The organism is Demequina pelophila, from assembly GCF_000971175.1.
In the GTDB taxonomy this organism is placed as follows: Bacteria; Actinomycetota; Actinomycetes; order Actinomycetales; family Demequinaceae; genus Demequina; species Demequina pelophila.
In genome coordinates this window covers 1135795-1153288 of the sequence record NZ_BBLY01000001.1, presented here as the reverse complement: position 1 = coordinate 1153288, position 17494 = coordinate 1135795, and the positions used below count along the sequence as shown (strand labels likewise).

The following is a 17494-nucleotide window of genomic DNA, read 5'->3' as shown; positions in this document are numbered from 1 at the left end:
GAGAGCGCGGCAGCTCCGCGCAATTGGCGGCCATCATCCAGGCCCGATGCTCCGGCCGGGACCTGGGTCACTGGGGCAGGGCGCGCCGCGGCGAGAGACTGTCCATAACAGCTTCCGGGCGTCCGTCGACAGAGCAGCCGGTGGGCGTCCGGAAGTGTCCAAACCGGGGGCGCGGAAGTGAAACCCCTGCGAGGTCCGGAAGTCCCGGTGCAACTCCGGACAAAGGCGCACAATGGGATCCGTGAGCATCACGACTGAGCTTGAACCCCGGACCTACTTCAGCCGCTTCGAGAACGCTCTGGCGGACTTCGCGCCCGCGATCGAGGCGATCCCCACCATCCTCGAGACCGTCCGCGAGCTCGACGCCGCGCACGTCTACATCCCCCAGTCGCGCGACTTCATCGGCATCGAGCCGTCCGACGGGGGCGAGGCCATCGCGTACGTGTTCCCCACCTTCATCGCGCTGCACCCGCGCGGGGGAGTGAGCTCGTTCGTCGAGCTCCCGCAGCCCGCGCCGGTCGTGGTGGACGATGCGCCGGCCGCTCCGGCCGACCTCTCGCCTTCGGAGGCGGTCGCCGATGCGCTCGCCCAGACCCTGGCCGCCGCCCAGGCGCCCGCCCCGACCCCCGCCCCCGTGGCGCCGGTCGCGGTGTCCGCCGAGGCCGCAGCCTCGGTGCCGGTCACGGTGAAGGCGCCCCGTGCATCGGCCACCAAAAAGGCCGCCAAGCCGGAACCGGCGCCCGCGGCCGTGTGCCAGGGGTGCTTCGTCAACCTTCCGGCGACGGGCCGCTGCGACTTCTGCGACTGACTCAGCCCACGTCGTAGGCGAGGGTGGTGTGCCCGCTGGGGTGCCACTCGACGCCCACGAGGGTGAGGCGGCGGTCGTCGCGCAGGCCCGGCGCGAGGCGCAGGCCCTCGCCCAGCAGGACGGGGACCACGCGCAGCCGCAGGTGGTCCACCTCCTTCTGCTGGAGCAGCGCGCCCACGAGCGTGAGCGACCCCCACACGATCACGTCGCCCTGGTACTGCGTGGTGAGCCGGCGGGCGATGTCCCGCGGCGAGCCCACCTCCACCCGCGCGGAGGCGTAGTCGCCCCACGGCGCGCGCCGCAGCGTCGCGCTGACCACGTGCTTGGGCAGGGCGTTGATGGGGCCGGCGACGGGGTCCCCGCCGGTGGTGGGCTGGCGGGGCCAGTAGTCGGCGAACAGTTCGTAGGTGCGCCGGCCCATGAGGATCGCGTCGACCTCCTCAAGCATGCGCAGCTGCGACAGCGCCGACTGGCCGTCGTCGAACGGCGGCGCCAGGCGCGCGACGGAGCCGCGCGCGTCCGCGGCGAAGCCGTCCGCGCTGACCATCTGCTCGACGATGAGCCTGCCCATACCGCCACCGTATTCCCCGGGTGGGACGGGCGCTCGCGGTGGACGATGCATCGGCCGGGGTCGGCGGCCCCCTCGCCCTGCGAGCGGGGCGGGGCCGGGTGAGAATCGGGGCATGGTCTCCGAGGCTCCGGCGAGCGGCCGGATCTACTTCGACTCCTTCGAGGCGGCTCTGGCCGAGTTCGCCCCGCCCGCCGAGAATCGCAGCACCGTCCGCGAGACGGTGGCCGGTCTCGAGTTCGCGCGCGTCTACCTGCCGCCCAGCAGGTCGTACATCGGGCTCGAGTCCGCGGATGCGCGCCGCAACGTCGCCAAGGTGCACTCGGGGTACATCGAGATCACCGTGGCGCGCGGCGAGCGCCGGTACGTGGAGCTGCCCATCAACAAGATCCGCGCGGGTGGCGGGACGCGGGTGCGGGTGGCCGAGGAGGCCCCCGCCGTGTGCCCGCGGTGCTTCGTGGCGGTGCCGCTGACGGGGGTGTGCGTCACGTGTGACGACTGAGGGTGGGTGAGTGCTCGCGGAACTCGAGCCCGTCGGTTGCCGTCAAATCATCGAAGTCCGGACTACGGGCACGGAATGGGCTTCCAGGTCTTGCCGCCGGGTGCGTAGGCGCGGCAACCCGTGTACGTGTCGGGGTTGAAGGTCGATCCGGACGAACTCGACGAACTTGAGGTGCCGCTGGAGGAACTTGCGGCCTCGGCAGCCTCCGCGGCCGCCCGTTCGGCAGCCGCTGCGGCTTCCTCCGCAGCGCGCTCGGCGGCCTCGGCCGCCTCCCGTGCGGCGCGTTCGGCGGCCTCGCGCTTCTCATGCTGGGCCACGGCGGAGGCCATGGTTTTGTCGAGTGGCTCGTCAGCCGACCTCAACATGCGAGAGAGCCGAGCCAGACGCGAGTGCCAATCGGAGTCGTCGTCTCCGGCGGCGATCGCCGCAGCGAGCACGAAGCCTGCGAGCGAGTCGTCCTCCCACTCGCACAGCGCCTTGTCGCCGACGGGCGCGCCTTCAGCGCGGTACGCCGACTCGTGCGGATGCCACGCGTATCCGTCGCGCGAGTCGTAGCGGGCCTCGGCGAGGTCATTGATCAGCAGTGCGTACCCGATGTCGGTGCCGTCGACGAGCACGTAGCGCAGGAGCCTGTCGTACTTGTCGGTGTCGTCCACGCTGGCCGGGTTCACCAAGGTGATGGCCGTGCCCGCTGGGGCAAGCGATTCGACCGCGGCGACGGCATCGAATGCCTTCGAGCACTTCTCGGACAGTTCCGGGGTGTCAATGCCGATGAGGCGGACGGTACCGGCAGATGTCCGCACGGTGTCGCCGTCGATCCAGCGCAGCACCGTCGTGGACGCAGTGGTGGTTGTCGCGGCCGGCACAGACTCGCCGACGAGTCGGTAGCCGGTCTCGACAGCGAGGGCATCGAGCTCGGATTCGATGCTCGTGGCCGCCGTGGCGAGGCCCGCCGCTGCGGTGGTGAAACGATCCTGGGCGGAATCGTGGTTTGCGGCGTGCTCTGTCGCGAGTGCCGTGAACGCGCTGCTGATGGCGTCCGATGCGATGTCGAGCGCGGTCGGGATGGATGGGTCGTCGCCCGGGTATGTCGCCGTTGCTTCGTCCAGCGTCGCGACCGTGCTGTCGGCGGCGCCGCCCGTGTACTCGGTTGGGAAGCTCAGCGACTCCAGGTCGGCTAGCCATTCTCCGTAGGCGCTCACACGCTCGCGGTCCGCTTCGGTGAGCACGGGCGGTGCCACTGCCATCGATGCGCGGGCAGATGGTGACTCGGATGCGACGATTGCGCGCTCGGCTTCGACCTCGGCAGACAGGACGTCCCTCGTGTCATCGGTGGTGTTCGTCATCGCAGCAATCGCTAGGGAAGGCATCAAGATCGCAACGCCAACGCCGAAGTGGCGGACCACGACTCTTCGGAACGGGACCGCTCTCCTCGCACCAGTGTTGAGAACCGCCGGAGGGCTGCGGCGGGGGTCGACGATTCCGTACGCGAGCCACGTGAGCGCACCCACCCAAGCGAGCAGTAGCCACGTGTCACCCACGGGGTCCGCGGAGGCGAACAGGAAGCCCATGACAGGCACGCCGATCACAATTTGGACCCACCACCGTTGCCACCAGTGGGTCTGGACCGGCGACACGGTCGGCTGGGATGTGCTGCTGGGGGACAGCGAGTGCTCGGTTGGGGACGGGTACGGCATAGCCGCCTCTCTGCTGCAATCGCTCGGGCCTGGCGCCTGGTTGCCAACCTCGCGATTGCGCACCAGTGTGCCGTATCCGCGCCGCGTTGGGGTACCCCGCTAGGCTCGCCGTGCCATGGACCTCGCCGCGATCTGGGACCGCCTGTGGGCGGACGTCACGATGCACATCTACCCGACCCTGCCCGCGGTCCTCATCCCGCTGGGCGTGGTGGTCGCGGTGCTCGCGGTGCCCGCGCTGTGGGGCGTGGTGCGCCACGCGGTGACCATCGCGCACGAGGGCGGGCACGCGCTGGTCGCGGTGCTGACCGGCCGGCGGGTCTCGGGCATCCGGCTGCACTCGGACACGTCCGGCGTGACCGAGTCCTGGGGCAACGCGCGGCGCCTTCCCCTGTCCCTGGTCGCGTTCGCCGGCTACCCGGCGCCGGCGGTGCTGGGGCTCGCGTGCGCGTGGGCGCTGTCGCAGGGCTGGGCCGTCGGGGTGCTGTGGGCGCTGCTGGTGGTCCTGCTGCTGGTGCTGATGCGGATCCGGAACTGGTTCGGCTTCTTCGTGATGGTCGTGGCCATCGCGGGGCTCGGCGCCGCCGCGTGGTCGCTGCCCGACGAATGGCGCGTGGGCATCGCGTACGGGATCGCGTGGCTCCTGCTGCTCGGGGCTGTGCGTGCCGTGCTGGAGCTGGGCGCGTCGCGCCGGCGGGGCCGGGGGAGGGGCTCCGACGCCGATGCGCTGGCACGGTTGACCCGGGTGCCCGGGGCCGTGTGGGTCGGGCTGTTCTGGCTGGTGACGGTGGGGTGTGCCGCGTTCGGGGGCTGGATCATGGTCGGGCACATCGTCTGACATGCTCATGCCATGCACCTGATCGATGACAGCGGCCGGGTTCTCGACGCGGACTTCGATGTCGAGTATCGAGGTGCCGAATTCGACATCGTCGTCGAAAGTCGCGGTGGCTCGGCGCAGGCGGGTACGGCGCGCAACCCCGACTACGACGCGGCGCTGACCTGTCTGGTTGATCGTTGTCGAAAGGTCGGCGCGCTCATCGACGACGCCTACGTGGACTCGCGAACCGTGCAGGAGCTGCCTCTGTCGGATCGTCGGATCGTCGAGGGGACCCCGGGGCGGGTCATCGATGGTGATGTGGGTACGTTCATCGCCGAGATCAAGCAGGCGCAGACCGTCGTGGGAAGGGCGCCAGGCGCCAAAGGTGGCAATCCAACGAAGCGAATCCGGATCAAGCTCCGACTCGTGCCCGCGCTGGAGGAGGAGCAGCTCCTCGACCTGCTGGTCCAGGGCAGCCTGATTGCTGCGACGGCGGAGGAGATTGCTCGGAGCCTGGTCGGAGTCGCGATGAGGACTGCCAGCGGACGCCCCAATACTATTCAGTCGGTGTCAGATGGACGCGCTGTTGTGGCCACGGGCAAGTCGCCCGAGGGCACAGTGGTCGATCTTGACGGGCTTGAGACCGCGCTCGCACGGTTGCGCGCGGACGGTCGGGTGGTTTTGGCAACGCCGGTGGTCGGGTATCGCTCGGCGTTCGTCGGCGCGGTGCTGCTGACGCTTCCCGGCGTGGGAATCGTCGGAAGTGCGCCGCTGACCATGGGCTGGGGCGGCCACAAGCCATCGGGCGCCGGGAAAGCTCGAAGCACGCGGTTCGAAGGCGAGCTCTACCGAGAAGTGACGGCTCGCCAGCGGCGTGAACAGGCGACGCTCCGTACGGAGCTGCTGGCCGGACGCGATGAGGCCGAGTGCGCGCTGTGCGGTGAGACGTACCCGGCCCGATTCCTTTGGGCAGCCCACATCAAGAGGCGCTCGGTGGCAGACGAGACCGAGAAGCGAGACCTCCAGAACATTGCGATGCTCGCGTGCGTCTTCGGGTGCGACGCGCTCTACGAAGACGGCCTCATCGCGATCACGGGGCCAGACGGAGCCGTGGCCGCATCGCCGCAAGTCGAGGGCGGCAGCGCGCTCGAGAGTCGCATCGAGGCGATTCTGGGCCGGCGGATCGACCGGTACGTCGCCAGCAAGGCGAGCCAGACCTACTTCGAGTGGCACGAGGAGCACGTCTTTCGGAAGTAGGCCGCGGCGCCTGGCCCGCGATTCCTACGTGGACGAGTGCCCGCGCCGTTCGAGGACTGTCTCGATGACGCTTCTCGCGACATCATCGGCAGGTTCGTGCTCCCAGAACCGCAGTACGAGCCAGCCCGCGGCCTCGAGCGCCGCATTCGTCTCCAGGTCGCGTTCGCGATTGCGCTGAAGCTTCGGCAGCCAGTAGTCGGAGTGCGCCTTGGGGCTGGTGGCGTGCTGCGGGCATGAGTGCCAGAAGCAGCCGTCGATGAACACGGCGACCTTGACCGGGCCGAACACCATGTCCGCCGTCCGGCGGAGCCCCTTGATCGGGTGTGCGGCGACACGGTAGCGAAGACCCGACGCGTGCACCAGGCGGCGAACCGCGAGTTCCGGAGCGGTGTCGCGCGAGCGGTTGGCGCGCATTGTGCGGGCAGCCAACTCGGACGTCGCGCGGGGCCTCGGAGTGTCCACTGGTCCACCGTATTGGGCGGGCGTGAGGAAGATCACTGCCGTGGTCCGAGCGGTTGAACTGCAGTGTCGGAGGGGAGTGGCAGGATCTTCACCAAGCCAGCGACGAGTGCATGGCTGGTATGTCGCGCGCTGCGCTCCTAGCCTGTTCGCGGCGACTCTTTGAGGGGATTGCGGTATGGAAGCAGTGACAATCGCGGCGTGGGAGCCGGACCTGGGACTTTCCGATGAAATCGAAGCGCAGTTTGGGCGCGCGATCGCGGCATATCGCGCGAATCCGAATCTGATCACCGAGCATGCGCGCCATGAAGAAAGCATTCGTACGGGCGGGTACGCGAATCGGACGCTGCTAGAACTGGTACAGAACGCCGCCGATGCGATGGCGGGCGAGGCCTCGGGTGGGCGTGTCGAGATTGTCCTCGATCCTGAGAAGGCGACCCTATATTGCGCCAACGAGGGTCGGCCGTTCTCCAAGCAGGGGATCATTGCGATTGAACACGCACATCTGAGCGCCAAGCGTGGCGACGAGATCGGCCGCTTTGGGCTCGGCTTCAAGTCCGTGCTGGCGGTGACGGGGCGGCCACAGGTCTTTAGCCGTTCCGTATCCTTCGAGTTCAACTCACCGGTGGCTCGCTCCGCGGTAACCAGCATCATTGGGGCGCACGAGAGTTTGCCGGCCCTGCGAACCGCGACCGCAGTCGATGCGGGACGCGAATTTGGCAATGACGGCACCCTGCGTGACCTCGCAACCTGGGCCACGACGATCATCAAGCTGCCGGACGTCACAAACATTGGCCGTCTGAAGCACGACATTGAGAGTTTCGACTCGGAGTTTCTACTCTTTGTCACCGCGGTCCGGGAAATCCGGCTGCGAGTACTTGGGGCGGTCGGATTTGACGTCCGGCATGTGTCGAAGCCGCTCGGACACGACATGTTCCGCATTGAGCGATCCGAGTACCACGCCGACTCCGGCCGCGATGCTGAGATCGACGCGGACGGGGCCGAGTGGATCGTAAAGGACACGATGCATCGACCCTCGGCGGACGCTCGCCGCGAGGTCGGCGAGACGGTGTCACGAGAGGCCGTCAAGGTGACGGTGGCCGTGCCGGTCCGGCATGCTGAACGCAGGTTGGGCGAGTTCTGGTCCTATTTCCCGTTGCAGGATCGGACTACGGCGTCGGCGCTCTTCAACGCTCCCTGGAGCGTCAATGACGACCGCACGACCCTGCTCCACAATGACTACAATCGCGAGATTCTTGAGACTGTTTCGGGATTGTTCGTCGAGGCGTTGACGGCGCTCGGAACGGCTGATGACCCGGCGTCGCACCTTGACTACTTGCCGGCGCGAGGCCGGGAGTCCCGCTCGTTTGGAGACGATGTGTTGTGCGACCGCGTGCCACGGATCGCCGCAACGCGAAAGATGGTGCCTGACGCCGGAGGCCGGCTTCACCTGGCGTCGGCGTTCAAACCGCTGAACTTCGAGGCACCTGTCGATCACACTGTCTACCGGGCGTGGATGGAAGCGCCGGGCACGCCAGCCAACTTCCCCCATTGGCGCTGCTATGCAACCGCCCAGCGCATGGCGCGCCTCCGCCAGTTGTTCGTCGCCGCGTTCGCAGCGCCTGGACACGTGGACGACGGTCGAGACCTCAAGAAGTCACTTGCCGCAGTGCCGCAGACCGGACTTCTGACGTGGCTTCGATTGTGGGCGTCGGGTGACCTGCAGGCGGCAGCAGACGCGCTTCGATTCGTCAGGGGCAACCTCAAGGTCGAATCGATCGAGAACGCGCCGGTGATTCCCACGACGGCAGGTCTTCGAGGGCTCGCGCATCGGAGCAAGGTCTTCTTGCGCCAGGAGCCTGGCGTCGAAATCGAGGACGCGAGTTTCGTCCTTCCCGAATTCCTCGCACTCGATGGAGTCGAGAAACTGCTCAGGTCTGAGGGCTTCCGCAATCTCGACCCCGCCGCGATCCTGCTGGCGCGAATGGCGCACCTGACACCTGAAGCCGACGAGGACTCACTCATTCGGCTCTGGGACTCGGCACTGGACGTGCCTGTCCGCCAGGCTTCGAAGCTCCTGGCGGACCCAACGAATGCTGGTGCCGGCTATGTCAGGGTGCCGACGAGGTCGGGTGGCTGGCAGTGGCCTCAGAAGGTAATCGACCTCGACCATGAGACCGACGACAGATTCGCATCGCTGCTGCTGGACAAGAGTCGTTGTGTGCCTGAAGTCGCGCACTCCCTCGGGGTGGCGACGCAGCCTCAGGAGGGATTTGACATTGAGGACGAGTTCTTCGGGGATGAATACCAGTCCTGGGTGCTCGAGACGCTGAACTCCAACCGCGGCCCTGGAGAGCGACCCGTCGAACGAGTCGAACTGTTCCCGCCTGCGGATGACTCAAGCCGCGGCCCGGTTTCGGCACTGCTCGTGTTGGCGGCGTCGGGGGGCCCGGATCATGATCGTGTCTTGTGGACGATGGGATTGCTCGCCGGCAGCGCCGAGTTCTGGGACTGCGAAGACATTGACTCAGGTCTGAACCACAAGGTGCTCTCTCCTGTCCGGTGGGCTGTTGACCGGGCGGGCCTCGTCATGACGACCAGGGGTTGCGTGCCTCCGCGTCGAGCGGTGGACAGTGGTCTCGTTCAGTACGCAGAACTTCTTCCCCTGTTCCAGGGACCAAGAGCGGTGGCTGCAACCCTTGCGCCGCCGAAAGAGTTGTCGCAAGTCGACCCGGACACGCTTCGCTCCGCGCTGCAGACGCCGCATCTTGCGCGCACGATTCCCGACACGGCTTTGGTGGACTTCATTGTCGGGGCGTGTCGATCCGCGTACCCAGGTAGCCGCCCGCCGGGGATTCCGGCTCGCGTAGGACGCGCAGTCGAGAACCGCCCGCCGGAGTCTGTCTTCGTGGCCGAGAACGAGGAGCAGCGGGACTACCTCGAGAATCGGCAGCGGCCATATCTCTATGCGACAGAGGAGAGCGCCGACGCGCTCGTCAGCGTCGTTGGCTGCCGACGATTCCAGGACAGCTTCAGCTTCTCGCTCGTAGTCGAGGGGCGTCAGCCGGCGCAGCGGGTGCTCGACGTATTCACAGGCTTGCGGAGCGTCGCAACCGCGCATTCCCTGACCAATGCAATGGTGGTCCGCGCTGGGCGGATTACTAAGTTGGTCACTACGGAAGACGGTGTGGAGGACAAGAGCCTGGAGTCTCACCTCGACGGCGTGACACTTGTGGTGTCTGAGCTCGTAGATGACGACCGGGTCTTGCACCTAGTCAACGAGGCATTCGATCTCTCGCTCACCAACGCGCAGCTCGTTGATGTCCGCAAAAAGGGTCTGGCGCACGAGCTTGAGGCCATGCGAGTCGACGCGAAGAGCGCTGACAATGACGCGGATCGCCTAGCGGCCTACTTCGGCGACGACGACTTGCGGGAGGCCCTGCCTCGCGGGCTATGGAGCGCGCTCGCAGCGCAAGGCTTGGTGGACAGGAATACGGCTGTCGGGGAGCTGTTCCTGACTGTCTACGGCTCTGACTCGGTGAAACTCCTGGCTGACAACTTCAGGCAGCTCGGGTTCACAGATGTGCCGACCATGTGGGCCGGAAACTCTGCCACCATTTCGTGGTTGCGCGACATGGGATTCGGGTCTGAGTATGGCGGACGTCGAGGAGAGCGCCGAGACGCAGAGTTCGTGGTCCCGGGGGCAACGATTCTCAACCCGCTGCACGACTTCCAGGAGCGGATCCGCAGCGAACTCAACGAGGTCCTTACTGTTCGTGATGCTCGTGGGCGGGCGTCGAAGGCCATGGTTGAGCTTCCCACCGGCGCTGGAAAGACGCGCGTTGCATCAGAAACGGTGCTACGACTATTCATCGAGGGGCGACTTCGGGGGCCGGTGCTGTGGATCGCTCAGTCACAGGAGCTCTGCGAGCAGGCCGTGCAAACTTGGAGCACCGTATGGCGAGGGCTTGCCGACGAGCGCCCGCTCACCGTTGCCAGACTCTGGGACAACAACGACGTGCACGAGCCTGATACTGAGTTCAGCATCATCGTCGCGACTGACGCGAAGCTGCGTGTGATCATTGAGCAGGAGAGCGATGACTATGAGTGGCTCCGCAACGCGTCCGCGGTGATTGTCGACGAGGGGCACCGGGCTGGGGCCTCTGCCCTCTACACCCGCATCCTCACTTGGTTGGGAATCGCTGGGCACGGATATGAGCGCCCCCTCGTGGGGCTTTCTGCGACGCCGTTCAAGGGGAAGTCCGAAGAGGCCACCAAGTCGCTCGTGGCACGATTTGGCAACAGGAAGATCAGCGCATTCGATGAAAGGGCCTATCAGGAACTCGCGGGCCTCGGCGTGCTCGCCCGCGTGAAGCACCAGGTGCTTCAGGGCGTGGACGTCGCGTTGACGCCGGCGCAGAGGCGAGAGGCCACCGAGATGCGTCGAATCAGCCCCGAAGTGCTCGACCGCATCGGAGCCAGTCACGACCGAATGTCAGTCCTGGTCGAGCACATTCTGGGGCTCGACCCCGACTGGCCGGTGCTCGTGTTCACTCCAAGCGTCCTGTCAGCGCAGCTGCTTGCAGCCGTACTCCGGTACCGAGGTGTCGAGGCCGCCGCCGTGAGCGGCCAGACGAGCCGCCAGGAGCGTCGGGACGTGATCGAGCGATTCAAAGCAAGAGAGCTTCGAGTGCTCACCAACTGTGACTTGCTCATCCAGGGCTTCGATGCTCCTGGCGTTCGTGCGCTCTACATCGCTCGCCCGACGTTCAGCCCGAACGCCTACATCCAGATGGCGGGGCGTGGATTGCGCGGCCCCGCGAATGGCGGCAAGGAGGAGTGCCTGATCGTTGACCTTGCGGACAGCTTCGGGGATTCGAACGCCGACGAGTTGCTGGGCTTTCGCGAGTACGAGGACCTGTGGCAAAGGCAGGATGCATGATCCTGGTACCGGATCTGAAGACGATCGAGAGCACGTCGCAAAGTGCTGCCGAAACGAGACTCGCTCGCCTTCTCCGCCAGGTGCCTGGTCCCGCGGACGCCGTAGCGTTTCACTCGGTCAAATTGAGGTCGCATCGCTACAAGCAGCAGGCAGAAGCAGACTTTGTCATCCTCTGGAAGGGCGTGGTGCTCGTCATTGAGGTCAAGGGTGGAGGGGTGACCAAGGACGGCGGTTCTTGGTACAGCCGCGACCGCGCGGGCGAGTGGCACCCGCTTCCCACTGGGCCCATGGAGCAGGCGCGATCGGCGATGTACGCGCTGGCCGACATCTTGCAGGAGGAGAACGCCGGTTGGTTCGCGCGCGAAGCGATTGTGGTGACCCCCGACATTGAGTCGCCGCCGCACTCCGTAGAGTGGAAGGCAAGCCACTGGCTCGCGAAAGCTGATATGACGGTCGAGCGACTGCGCAGGCTATTGGACGATCTCGCCGAGAACGCGCCCGAGCCGCCCCCTCGACAGCGTGCCGCCTCCACAAGCACATTGCGAAGTTGGCTGTTTGGCGAGTTCTCGAGGCTGCCGGTCATCGATGCCATGCGAGGAACGGTGCTCGAGGAGCAGGAACGCGCTACACGTGAACAGGCGAGGGTCGTTGCTGGCGCCGCGATGAATGAGCGGATGATGGTGCTGGGCGGGGCAGGCACGGGCAAGTCGCTGGCACTCGCACAGTTGGCGCGCCAGGAGGCTGCGAACGGTGCGGACGTCCTCGTCACATTCGGCTCTCCGGCACTCGGGGGCTACTTCGATACGCTATTGAGCGGGCATGCTGTGGTTGTGGCACCCTTCGCGGGGCTGGACGCGGGTCGAGACTTCGACGTGGTGCTGATAGACGAGGCGCAGGACCTGATGAACGCAGGGTCGATGGACAGGCTCGAAACACTGGTGCGTGGAGGTCGGAGCGCTGGCCGGTGGAGAATGTTCCTTGACCCCAACAACCAGGCGCATGTGGACGGTCGCTTCGATCCTGATGTCTACGCGATCGTGATGTCCGAATGTGCGGTCTTTCAACTTGACCGCAACGTGCGCAACACCAAGGGTGTGGTTGATGTCGTGAAGAACTACCTGGGTGCGGACATTGGCGATCCGGGAATCGTGCATGGCGATCAGGTGCAGTGGTACACGGTGCCGGAGGCCAGGCGCCGCGACGCGGTTGCCGACATTGCGCGGTCCCTTGCCTCTGAAGGAGTTGCACGCTCCGAGGTGTGGGTGATTCCTGCTGGTGATGCCTGCGTTGTTGCGGGGGCGGCTGACACCCTTGCGGTCAAGACTCCCCAGGAGGCGAAGGGGCTCGAGGCGGATCATGTGATCGTGTGCTCATTGCCGAAGGAGCGCACCACGGCGGCAATGGCGGCGCTGTACGTTGCGATCACGAGGCCGCGCGTCGGGCTTCACATGGTGGTGACACCGGAGGAGAGGAAGTTCATGCAATCGCTGGCTAAACACCGACTGGTCGGCGAATGACGTTGACAGCGGCTCAGGCCGCGGCGCTCGATCACCTGCGTAAGGCCTACGTCGGCCCTGAGGGGGGCGACCGCGAAACTCTTCTCAACCGCCCTCACCTCCAATACACGGTCGGAATGCTGTTTCCGCCTGAGACCGACGCTGCTGAGGAGGTCACCGATGCGGACGTTCCGGAGGGAGATGTTGAGGAAGTTGGGGCACTGCCCCGTATCGCCGAAGACTGGAGGCCGTCGTCGGTCGCGATCTCTTTCGTCACCGACCTGCCGCGCGTCGTCTGTAGCGTGCGCGCGGCGACCTACGAGTTGACCGACGGTGAGCCGTCGCGCTGGCAACGCGTCCCGTTCGAGCTTGTCGATGTGGTGCTCTCGGACGAGTCGACTCACCGCCGGGCCGTTGCTGGCGCAGTCCCGGTGGAGGTGGGATCTCGCTGGAGGCGGATCAAGGGCGGCTTCCTCGTCACGGTGCACTTCCGTGCGAGGTCGGCGATGCCCGCTGAGCCTCGGTTGGAATCGGCGTCAGTGCTTTACCAGGTAGGGCTCGAAGTGAAGCCCGATCCCGCTGGCGCGATGATGGAATACTCGACTGCACACTGCGCCAATCTCGACGATGAAGCCGAGGAACTGCGCTTCCGCTTCCGCAACCGCAAGGTCTATGCCGCAGGGCACGGCATGGCGGCCAACTGGAGGGAGGAAGAGGGCATCTGCACGAGCGTCTTCCTTGAGCCAGTTCCTGCGTTCGTAACGCCGGCGATCAAGACGACGGCGTTTGAGCCAGGCGCCGCAGAGGAGAGATCGCTGGGTCTCGACTTTCTCGCCGCCATTGATACCGACCCGGCAGAGGTGCTTGCCGCGCTCGAAGGTTTCGCGGACGCGTTTGAGACCTGGGTACGCATGCAGGAAGCGCGAGCCGCCGCGATTTCGGGCGCAGACGGAGATAGTGCACGTCGCATTGCTTCCCGGTCGGCAACGGCTCTGACGCGGATGCGTTCGGGCATCGGTGTGTTGCGGAAGGACGAGCAGATCCGGCGTGCGTTTGCTCTCGGAATGGCCGCTATGCGCCTGCAGATGCGACAGTCGTCCTTCAACCGGTCCGGAACTCCTGGAGAGCCTCGCTGGCGTCCTTTCCAGCTTGGCTTCTTGCTAGTCGCCCTCGCCTCGACTACTGACGACAGCCATGCCGACCGGGAGCTGGTCGATCTCATCTGGTTTCCGACGGGTGGCGGCAAGACGGAGGCGTATCTTGGCCTTGCCTCCGTGGAGGTGTTCCGACGTCGGATCATGGATGGTGTTACCGGCGGAGGCACTGCAGTCATCACGAGGTACACCCTGCGACTGCTCACCTCACAACAGTTCGAGCGTGCGGCTGCCCTCATATGTGCGATGGAACTGTTGCGTCGTCGCGACGAGCGCGCTCGTGGGATGGCGCCATTCTCGATCGGGCTATGGGTGGGCAATGACGTGACACCGCCGACTCTCGCGCGGGCAAGGTCGTCGCTCGAACGGCTCCGAAAGGCAAGGCGTCCCCAGGAGGCCAACGAGTTTCAGGTTCAGAGTTGTCCTTGGTGCCAGGCGCCGCTCGTCCCAGTGAGAGCCTCTGCAGACGAGGGTGACTACGGCTTCCGAAGGATGGGCCATGAGATCGTCATCCACTGTCCGAGCAAGGAATGCGAGTTTGCGGACGAACTGCCATTGGCCGTCATTGATGAAGTTCTGTACCGCGACCCACCCACCATCCTGCTCGCCACCGTCGACAAGTTTGCGCGACTCCAGTTCAAGGCGGAGGCCGGGGCGCTGCTTGGTCTACGTGGCATCTACAAGCCGCCGTCGCTGATTGTCCAAGATGAGCTTCATCTGCTGTCCGGTCCGCTCGGCACAACCGTCGCTGTCTTCGACGCGGTCCTCCAGGTGCTGCTCGCCAGCCGCGGCTCCAGCCCGAAGGTCATTGCGTCGACGGCAACTATTCGGTCGGCGAGCGAACAGATCAAGGGTCTCTATGGCCGTGCCAGCGCCCTCTACCCGCCGTCAGGTCTTGACGACGACCGCACGTTCTTCTCGGAGCCTGTCGACGACGGTTCCGGTCGGCTCTACGTGGGACTCATGCCACAGTCAAGCTCGCAGGCGTCGGCGCTCGTGTCGGCTGCTGCGCCGTTGTTTGAGATCCCACACGCGACCCAGGCGCATGCCGGACAGGACGCCTATTGGACGGCCGTGCTGTACCACAACAGCCTGAGAGAGTTGGGCCGGACCGGGACGTTGCTCCTTGACGACGTGAATCGAAGGGCGACTGCGCGAGCCGCTCGTCTGGACGTCCCGCTGCGGCAAGTCCGTGGCGACCGCGTGCTCGAGCTCACAAGCAGACGGGGACCGGAGGAACTGCCCAAGTATCTTCGAGCGCTCGAGCGGCGCGTCGAAGGCGGTGGCGAGGCGGTCGACGCTGTGCTGTCGTCCAACATGCTGTCGGTCGGAATCGATATCTCGAGGCTCGCGCTAATGCTGATGGTGGGACAACCGAAGACGACCGCAGAGTACATCCAGGCAACGAGCCGGGTCGGTCGAGGCAGCGTGAACGGTGTCGTGGTCACCCTTTTCCGTTCCAACCGTGCTCGAGATCGGTCCCACTTTGAGACCTTCCGCGGCTACCACGAGTCGCTCTACCGGAGCGTCGAACCTACGAGTGTCACTCCATGGTCGTTGGCGTCTCGAGACAGGTCCCTGGCAGGAGCCCTTGTGGCTGTTGTCCGGCAGTCGCTCGAGCACTTCGGAAGCGACGAATCCGCGGTTGACTTCGCGCTCGATGACTTGGTCATGCGCGCCGCGGTTGAGCGGCTGTCGGCTGCGTTGCTCGAACGCATTGGCGCTTCGGACGAGGCTGAACTAGCGGATTCCCGTGAGCAGCTCGAGGGTCTGCTCCGCGATTGGGACCGACGTGCCGGTGCAGCGCGCGCACACTCCGATGCGCTTCGCTTCGAGAGGCGGGGCGATGAGCCCGGGTTGCTGAAGCGCTTTGGTCAGGATGGCGAAGGCTGGCTCGTAGGCGATTCGATGCGCTCGGTCGAGCCGAACGTCGCGGTACATGTTCAGGAACCCAACGAGGAGGCGTCGCGTGAAGCCAGTGGTGCATGAGCTGCGGCTCTCTGAGTCGTTGAGCCCGTTCGGCGTGGGAGCAATAGCTGATGTGCTTGGCGAATCGTTGATCGCGCCCGACACGTCATGGTGGGACCTCAAGTACTCGCCGGTGATTCATTGCGAGAGGCTCTCCGCTCGCATCGGTGCCGGCGAGCTGCGCGAACCTCCTACGCACGCTGGACGCGCGGGGAGGGACGCCGCAGGTCTGCGCTACTGGAGGTTCCCCGCTTGGCGGTTCTGCGAGCGTTGCCAGCGGCTCTCGCAGTACTCCCGGAGCGAAAAGGGTGCCTGGACAAACAAGTGCGATTGCGGCGGCTTCAGGGTGCCAATGCGTTACATCGCAATATGCAGGGGAGGTAGCCACGCACAGGACATCCCATGGTTTCAGTGGGCGCATCGCGGCAATGACGCTGGCGTCACAGAGGAGGTGCGAGTCTGCAAAGCCTACAAGGAGCTCGAGTTTGTGCAGGCGCCAGAACACGGCGAGGGGCTTCAGTCTCTGCGTGTCCGATGCCGGAAGTGTAGGCGTTCCCGGCCCCTGTCGGACCTGGTCCAGAACGCTTCCCTTCTTCGCGACGGCATCAAGTGTCTCGGCCGTCAACCTTGGGAATACGACGGCGAACCGTGTGATCACGAACTCGTTGCCGTGCAGCGCGGTGCAACCGGCAATTACATCTCTGAGCGGGTCTCGGCCCTCGACATCCCCGAGAGCACGCCAGCCTCGGTGCGCATGGCCGAGAAGATTTCCGCGCACGCGTTCTTCCAGAAGGTTGTCGAAGACAGTGGTGGACCGCAAGCCGAGATGGTCGCCGAGTGGATATCGGACGAACTTGGGGTGTCGGCTGAGCTCGTGCTCGAAGTTGCGAGAACTCGCAACGAGCCGTCCGAGTCTCCCGCACTAGACCTCAAAGACGGTGAGTGGGCAGCATTTGTTGAGAAGCTCGAGTCCGGCCGGGACGACACCGCCGGCGCACTCGTTGTCGACGGATGGCAGGTTTCGAGCGCGGAGCCGCTGCCCGCGCTAGGGAGTGTGCTGTCTCACGTCGGCCAGGTCAGGAGAGTTCGGGAAGTTCGAACCCTTGTAGGCTTCCGCCGACACAGCGCGGACGCCAAACTGGTTCCGGCCGATCTCGACCCTGGCCGGCGGCGCAATCCTGCGTTCCCCGCTATCGAGCTCTTCGGAGAGGGCGTCTTCCTGCGATTCGCGGAGTCGAGACTTGCAGGTTGGGAGGCGTTGCCGGAGGTGCAGAACCGTGCGGCCATCCTGGTCGCGAGTCGCGAGGAGTCTTCGTGGGCACATCGCCTCGAGTACCCGGCGCCGCGCTACATTGCACTGCATACGATCGCGCATCTACTGATACGCCGCCTCGCGTTCGAGAGTGGATACTCGTCTGCCTCGCTCCAGGAGCGGATCTACGCCAGTACTTCGCGCGTCGACAACACAGCGGGAGTCTTCGTCTACACCGCTGCCGGCGATGCACAGGGCACCTTGGGGGGGCTAGTTCGGCTTGGCCGTCCGGATCTACTCTTTCCGATCCTGCTCGCGGCGCTAGGCGATGCAGATGTGTGTTCGAATGACCCGGTCTGTTTGGAAAGTGACAGACACCGCGCGGCTCAACTCAACCTGGCCGCGTGCCACGGGTGCGCGCTGGTGAGCGAAACCTCGTGCGAGTCCGGCAACAGGCTCCTCGACCGACGGCTGGTGCTGGGAGGCGGTGGTGTTCCGGGGCTGCTTGAGGGAGTACTCGAGAACGCGCAGGGTCTTGTGGGTTGAGCAGGAATGCGGGTACTGACTAGACGGGTTT

The 17494-nt window shown here is 65.6% G+C and carries 11 protein-coding genes; 8 read left to right on the top strand and 3 right to left on the bottom strand.

Features of this window, described 5'->3' with window-relative positions; genetic code table 11:
* The first annotated feature begins 241 nt into the window (after positions 1-241).
* Complete coding sequence (locus AOM03_RS05300; protein WP_156157621.1) at positions 242-808, top strand: hypothetical protein; 567 nt, start codon at positions 242-244, stop codon at positions 806-808.
* A gap of 1 nt (position 809) precedes the next feature.
* Here AOM03_RS05300 and AOM03_RS05295 read toward each other — a convergent pair whose 3' ends face one another.
* Positions 810-1379: a dihydrofolate reductase family protein gene (locus AOM03_RS05295; protein ID WP_062378876.1), complete on the bottom strand. Its 570-nt coding sequence runs from the start codon at positions 1377-1379 to the stop codon at positions 810-812.
* A 112-nt stretch (positions 1380-1491) separates the two neighbouring features.
* Here AOM03_RS05295 and AOM03_RS05290 point away from each other — a divergent pair, with 112 nt between their 5' ends.
* On the top strand, positions 1492-1878 hold the full coding sequence (locus tag AOM03_RS05290; RefSeq protein ID WP_062378874.1) for a hypothetical protein: 387 nt from the start codon (positions 1492-1494) through the stop codon (positions 1876-1878).
* Between the two features lie 62 nt (positions 1879-1940).
* Here AOM03_RS05290 and AOM03_RS05285 read toward each other — a convergent pair whose 3' ends face one another.
* Positions 1941-3224: a thermonuclease family protein gene (locus AOM03_RS05285; protein ID WP_162197265.1), complete on the bottom strand. Its 1284-nt coding sequence runs from the start codon at positions 3222-3224 to the stop codon at positions 1941-1943.
* Between the two features lie 466 nt (positions 3225-3690).
* Here AOM03_RS05285 and AOM03_RS05280 point away from each other — a divergent pair, with 466 nt between their 5' ends.
* Both AOM03_RS05280 and AOM03_RS05275 read left to right on the top strand, forming a co-directional pair.
* A complete protein-coding gene (locus tag AOM03_RS05280; RefSeq protein ID WP_082092127.1) occupies positions 3691-4410 on the top strand; it encodes a M50 family metallopeptidase in 720 nt (239 codons plus the stop codon).
* 12 nt (positions 4411-4422) lie between these two features.
* Complete coding sequence (locus AOM03_RS05275) at positions 4423-5646, top strand: HNH endonuclease (protein WP_062378869.1); 1224 nt, start codon at positions 4423-4425, stop codon at positions 5644-5646.
* 24 nt (positions 5647-5670) lie between these two features.
* Here the strand turns inward: AOM03_RS05275 and AOM03_RS05270 are convergent, their stop codons facing one another.
* Entirely contained in the window at positions 5671-6108 is a 438-nt protein-coding gene (locus tag AOM03_RS05270; protein ID WP_369345442.1) for a very short patch repair endonuclease, read from the bottom strand.
* A 175-nt stretch (positions 6109-6283) separates the two neighbouring features.
* Between AOM03_RS05270 and AOM03_RS05265 the strand changes: the two genes are divergently transcribed.
* The 4 genes from AOM03_RS05265 to drmB are packed head-to-tail and all read left to right on the top strand — an operon-like array spanning position 6284 to position 17463.
* Positions 6284-11047, top strand: coding sequence for a sacsin N-terminal ATP-binding-like domain-containing protein (locus AOM03_RS05265; protein WP_062378863.1), 4764 nt, complete (start codon positions 6284-6286; stop codon positions 11045-11047).
* A complete protein-coding gene (locus AOM03_RS05260) occupies positions 11044-12564 on the top strand; it encodes an NERD domain-containing protein (RefSeq protein ID WP_062378861.1) in 1521 nt (506 codons plus the stop codon). Before AOM03_RS05265 ends, AOM03_RS05260 begins: the two co-directional genes overlap by 4 nt.
* Positions 12561-15686, top strand: a complete 3126-nt coding sequence (locus tag AOM03_RS05255) for a helicase-related protein (RefSeq protein WP_062378858.1) — start codon at positions 12561-12563, stop codon at positions 15684-15686. The genes AOM03_RS05260 and AOM03_RS05255 overlap by 4 nt, the downstream gene beginning before the upstream one ends.
* Entirely contained in the window at positions 15667-17463 is a 1797-nt protein-coding gene (drmB, locus tag AOM03_RS05250; protein WP_062378856.1) for a DUF1998 domain-containing protein, read from the top strand. Before AOM03_RS05255 ends, drmB begins: the two co-directional genes overlap by 20 nt.
* Positions 17464-17494 lie beyond the last annotated feature (31 nt).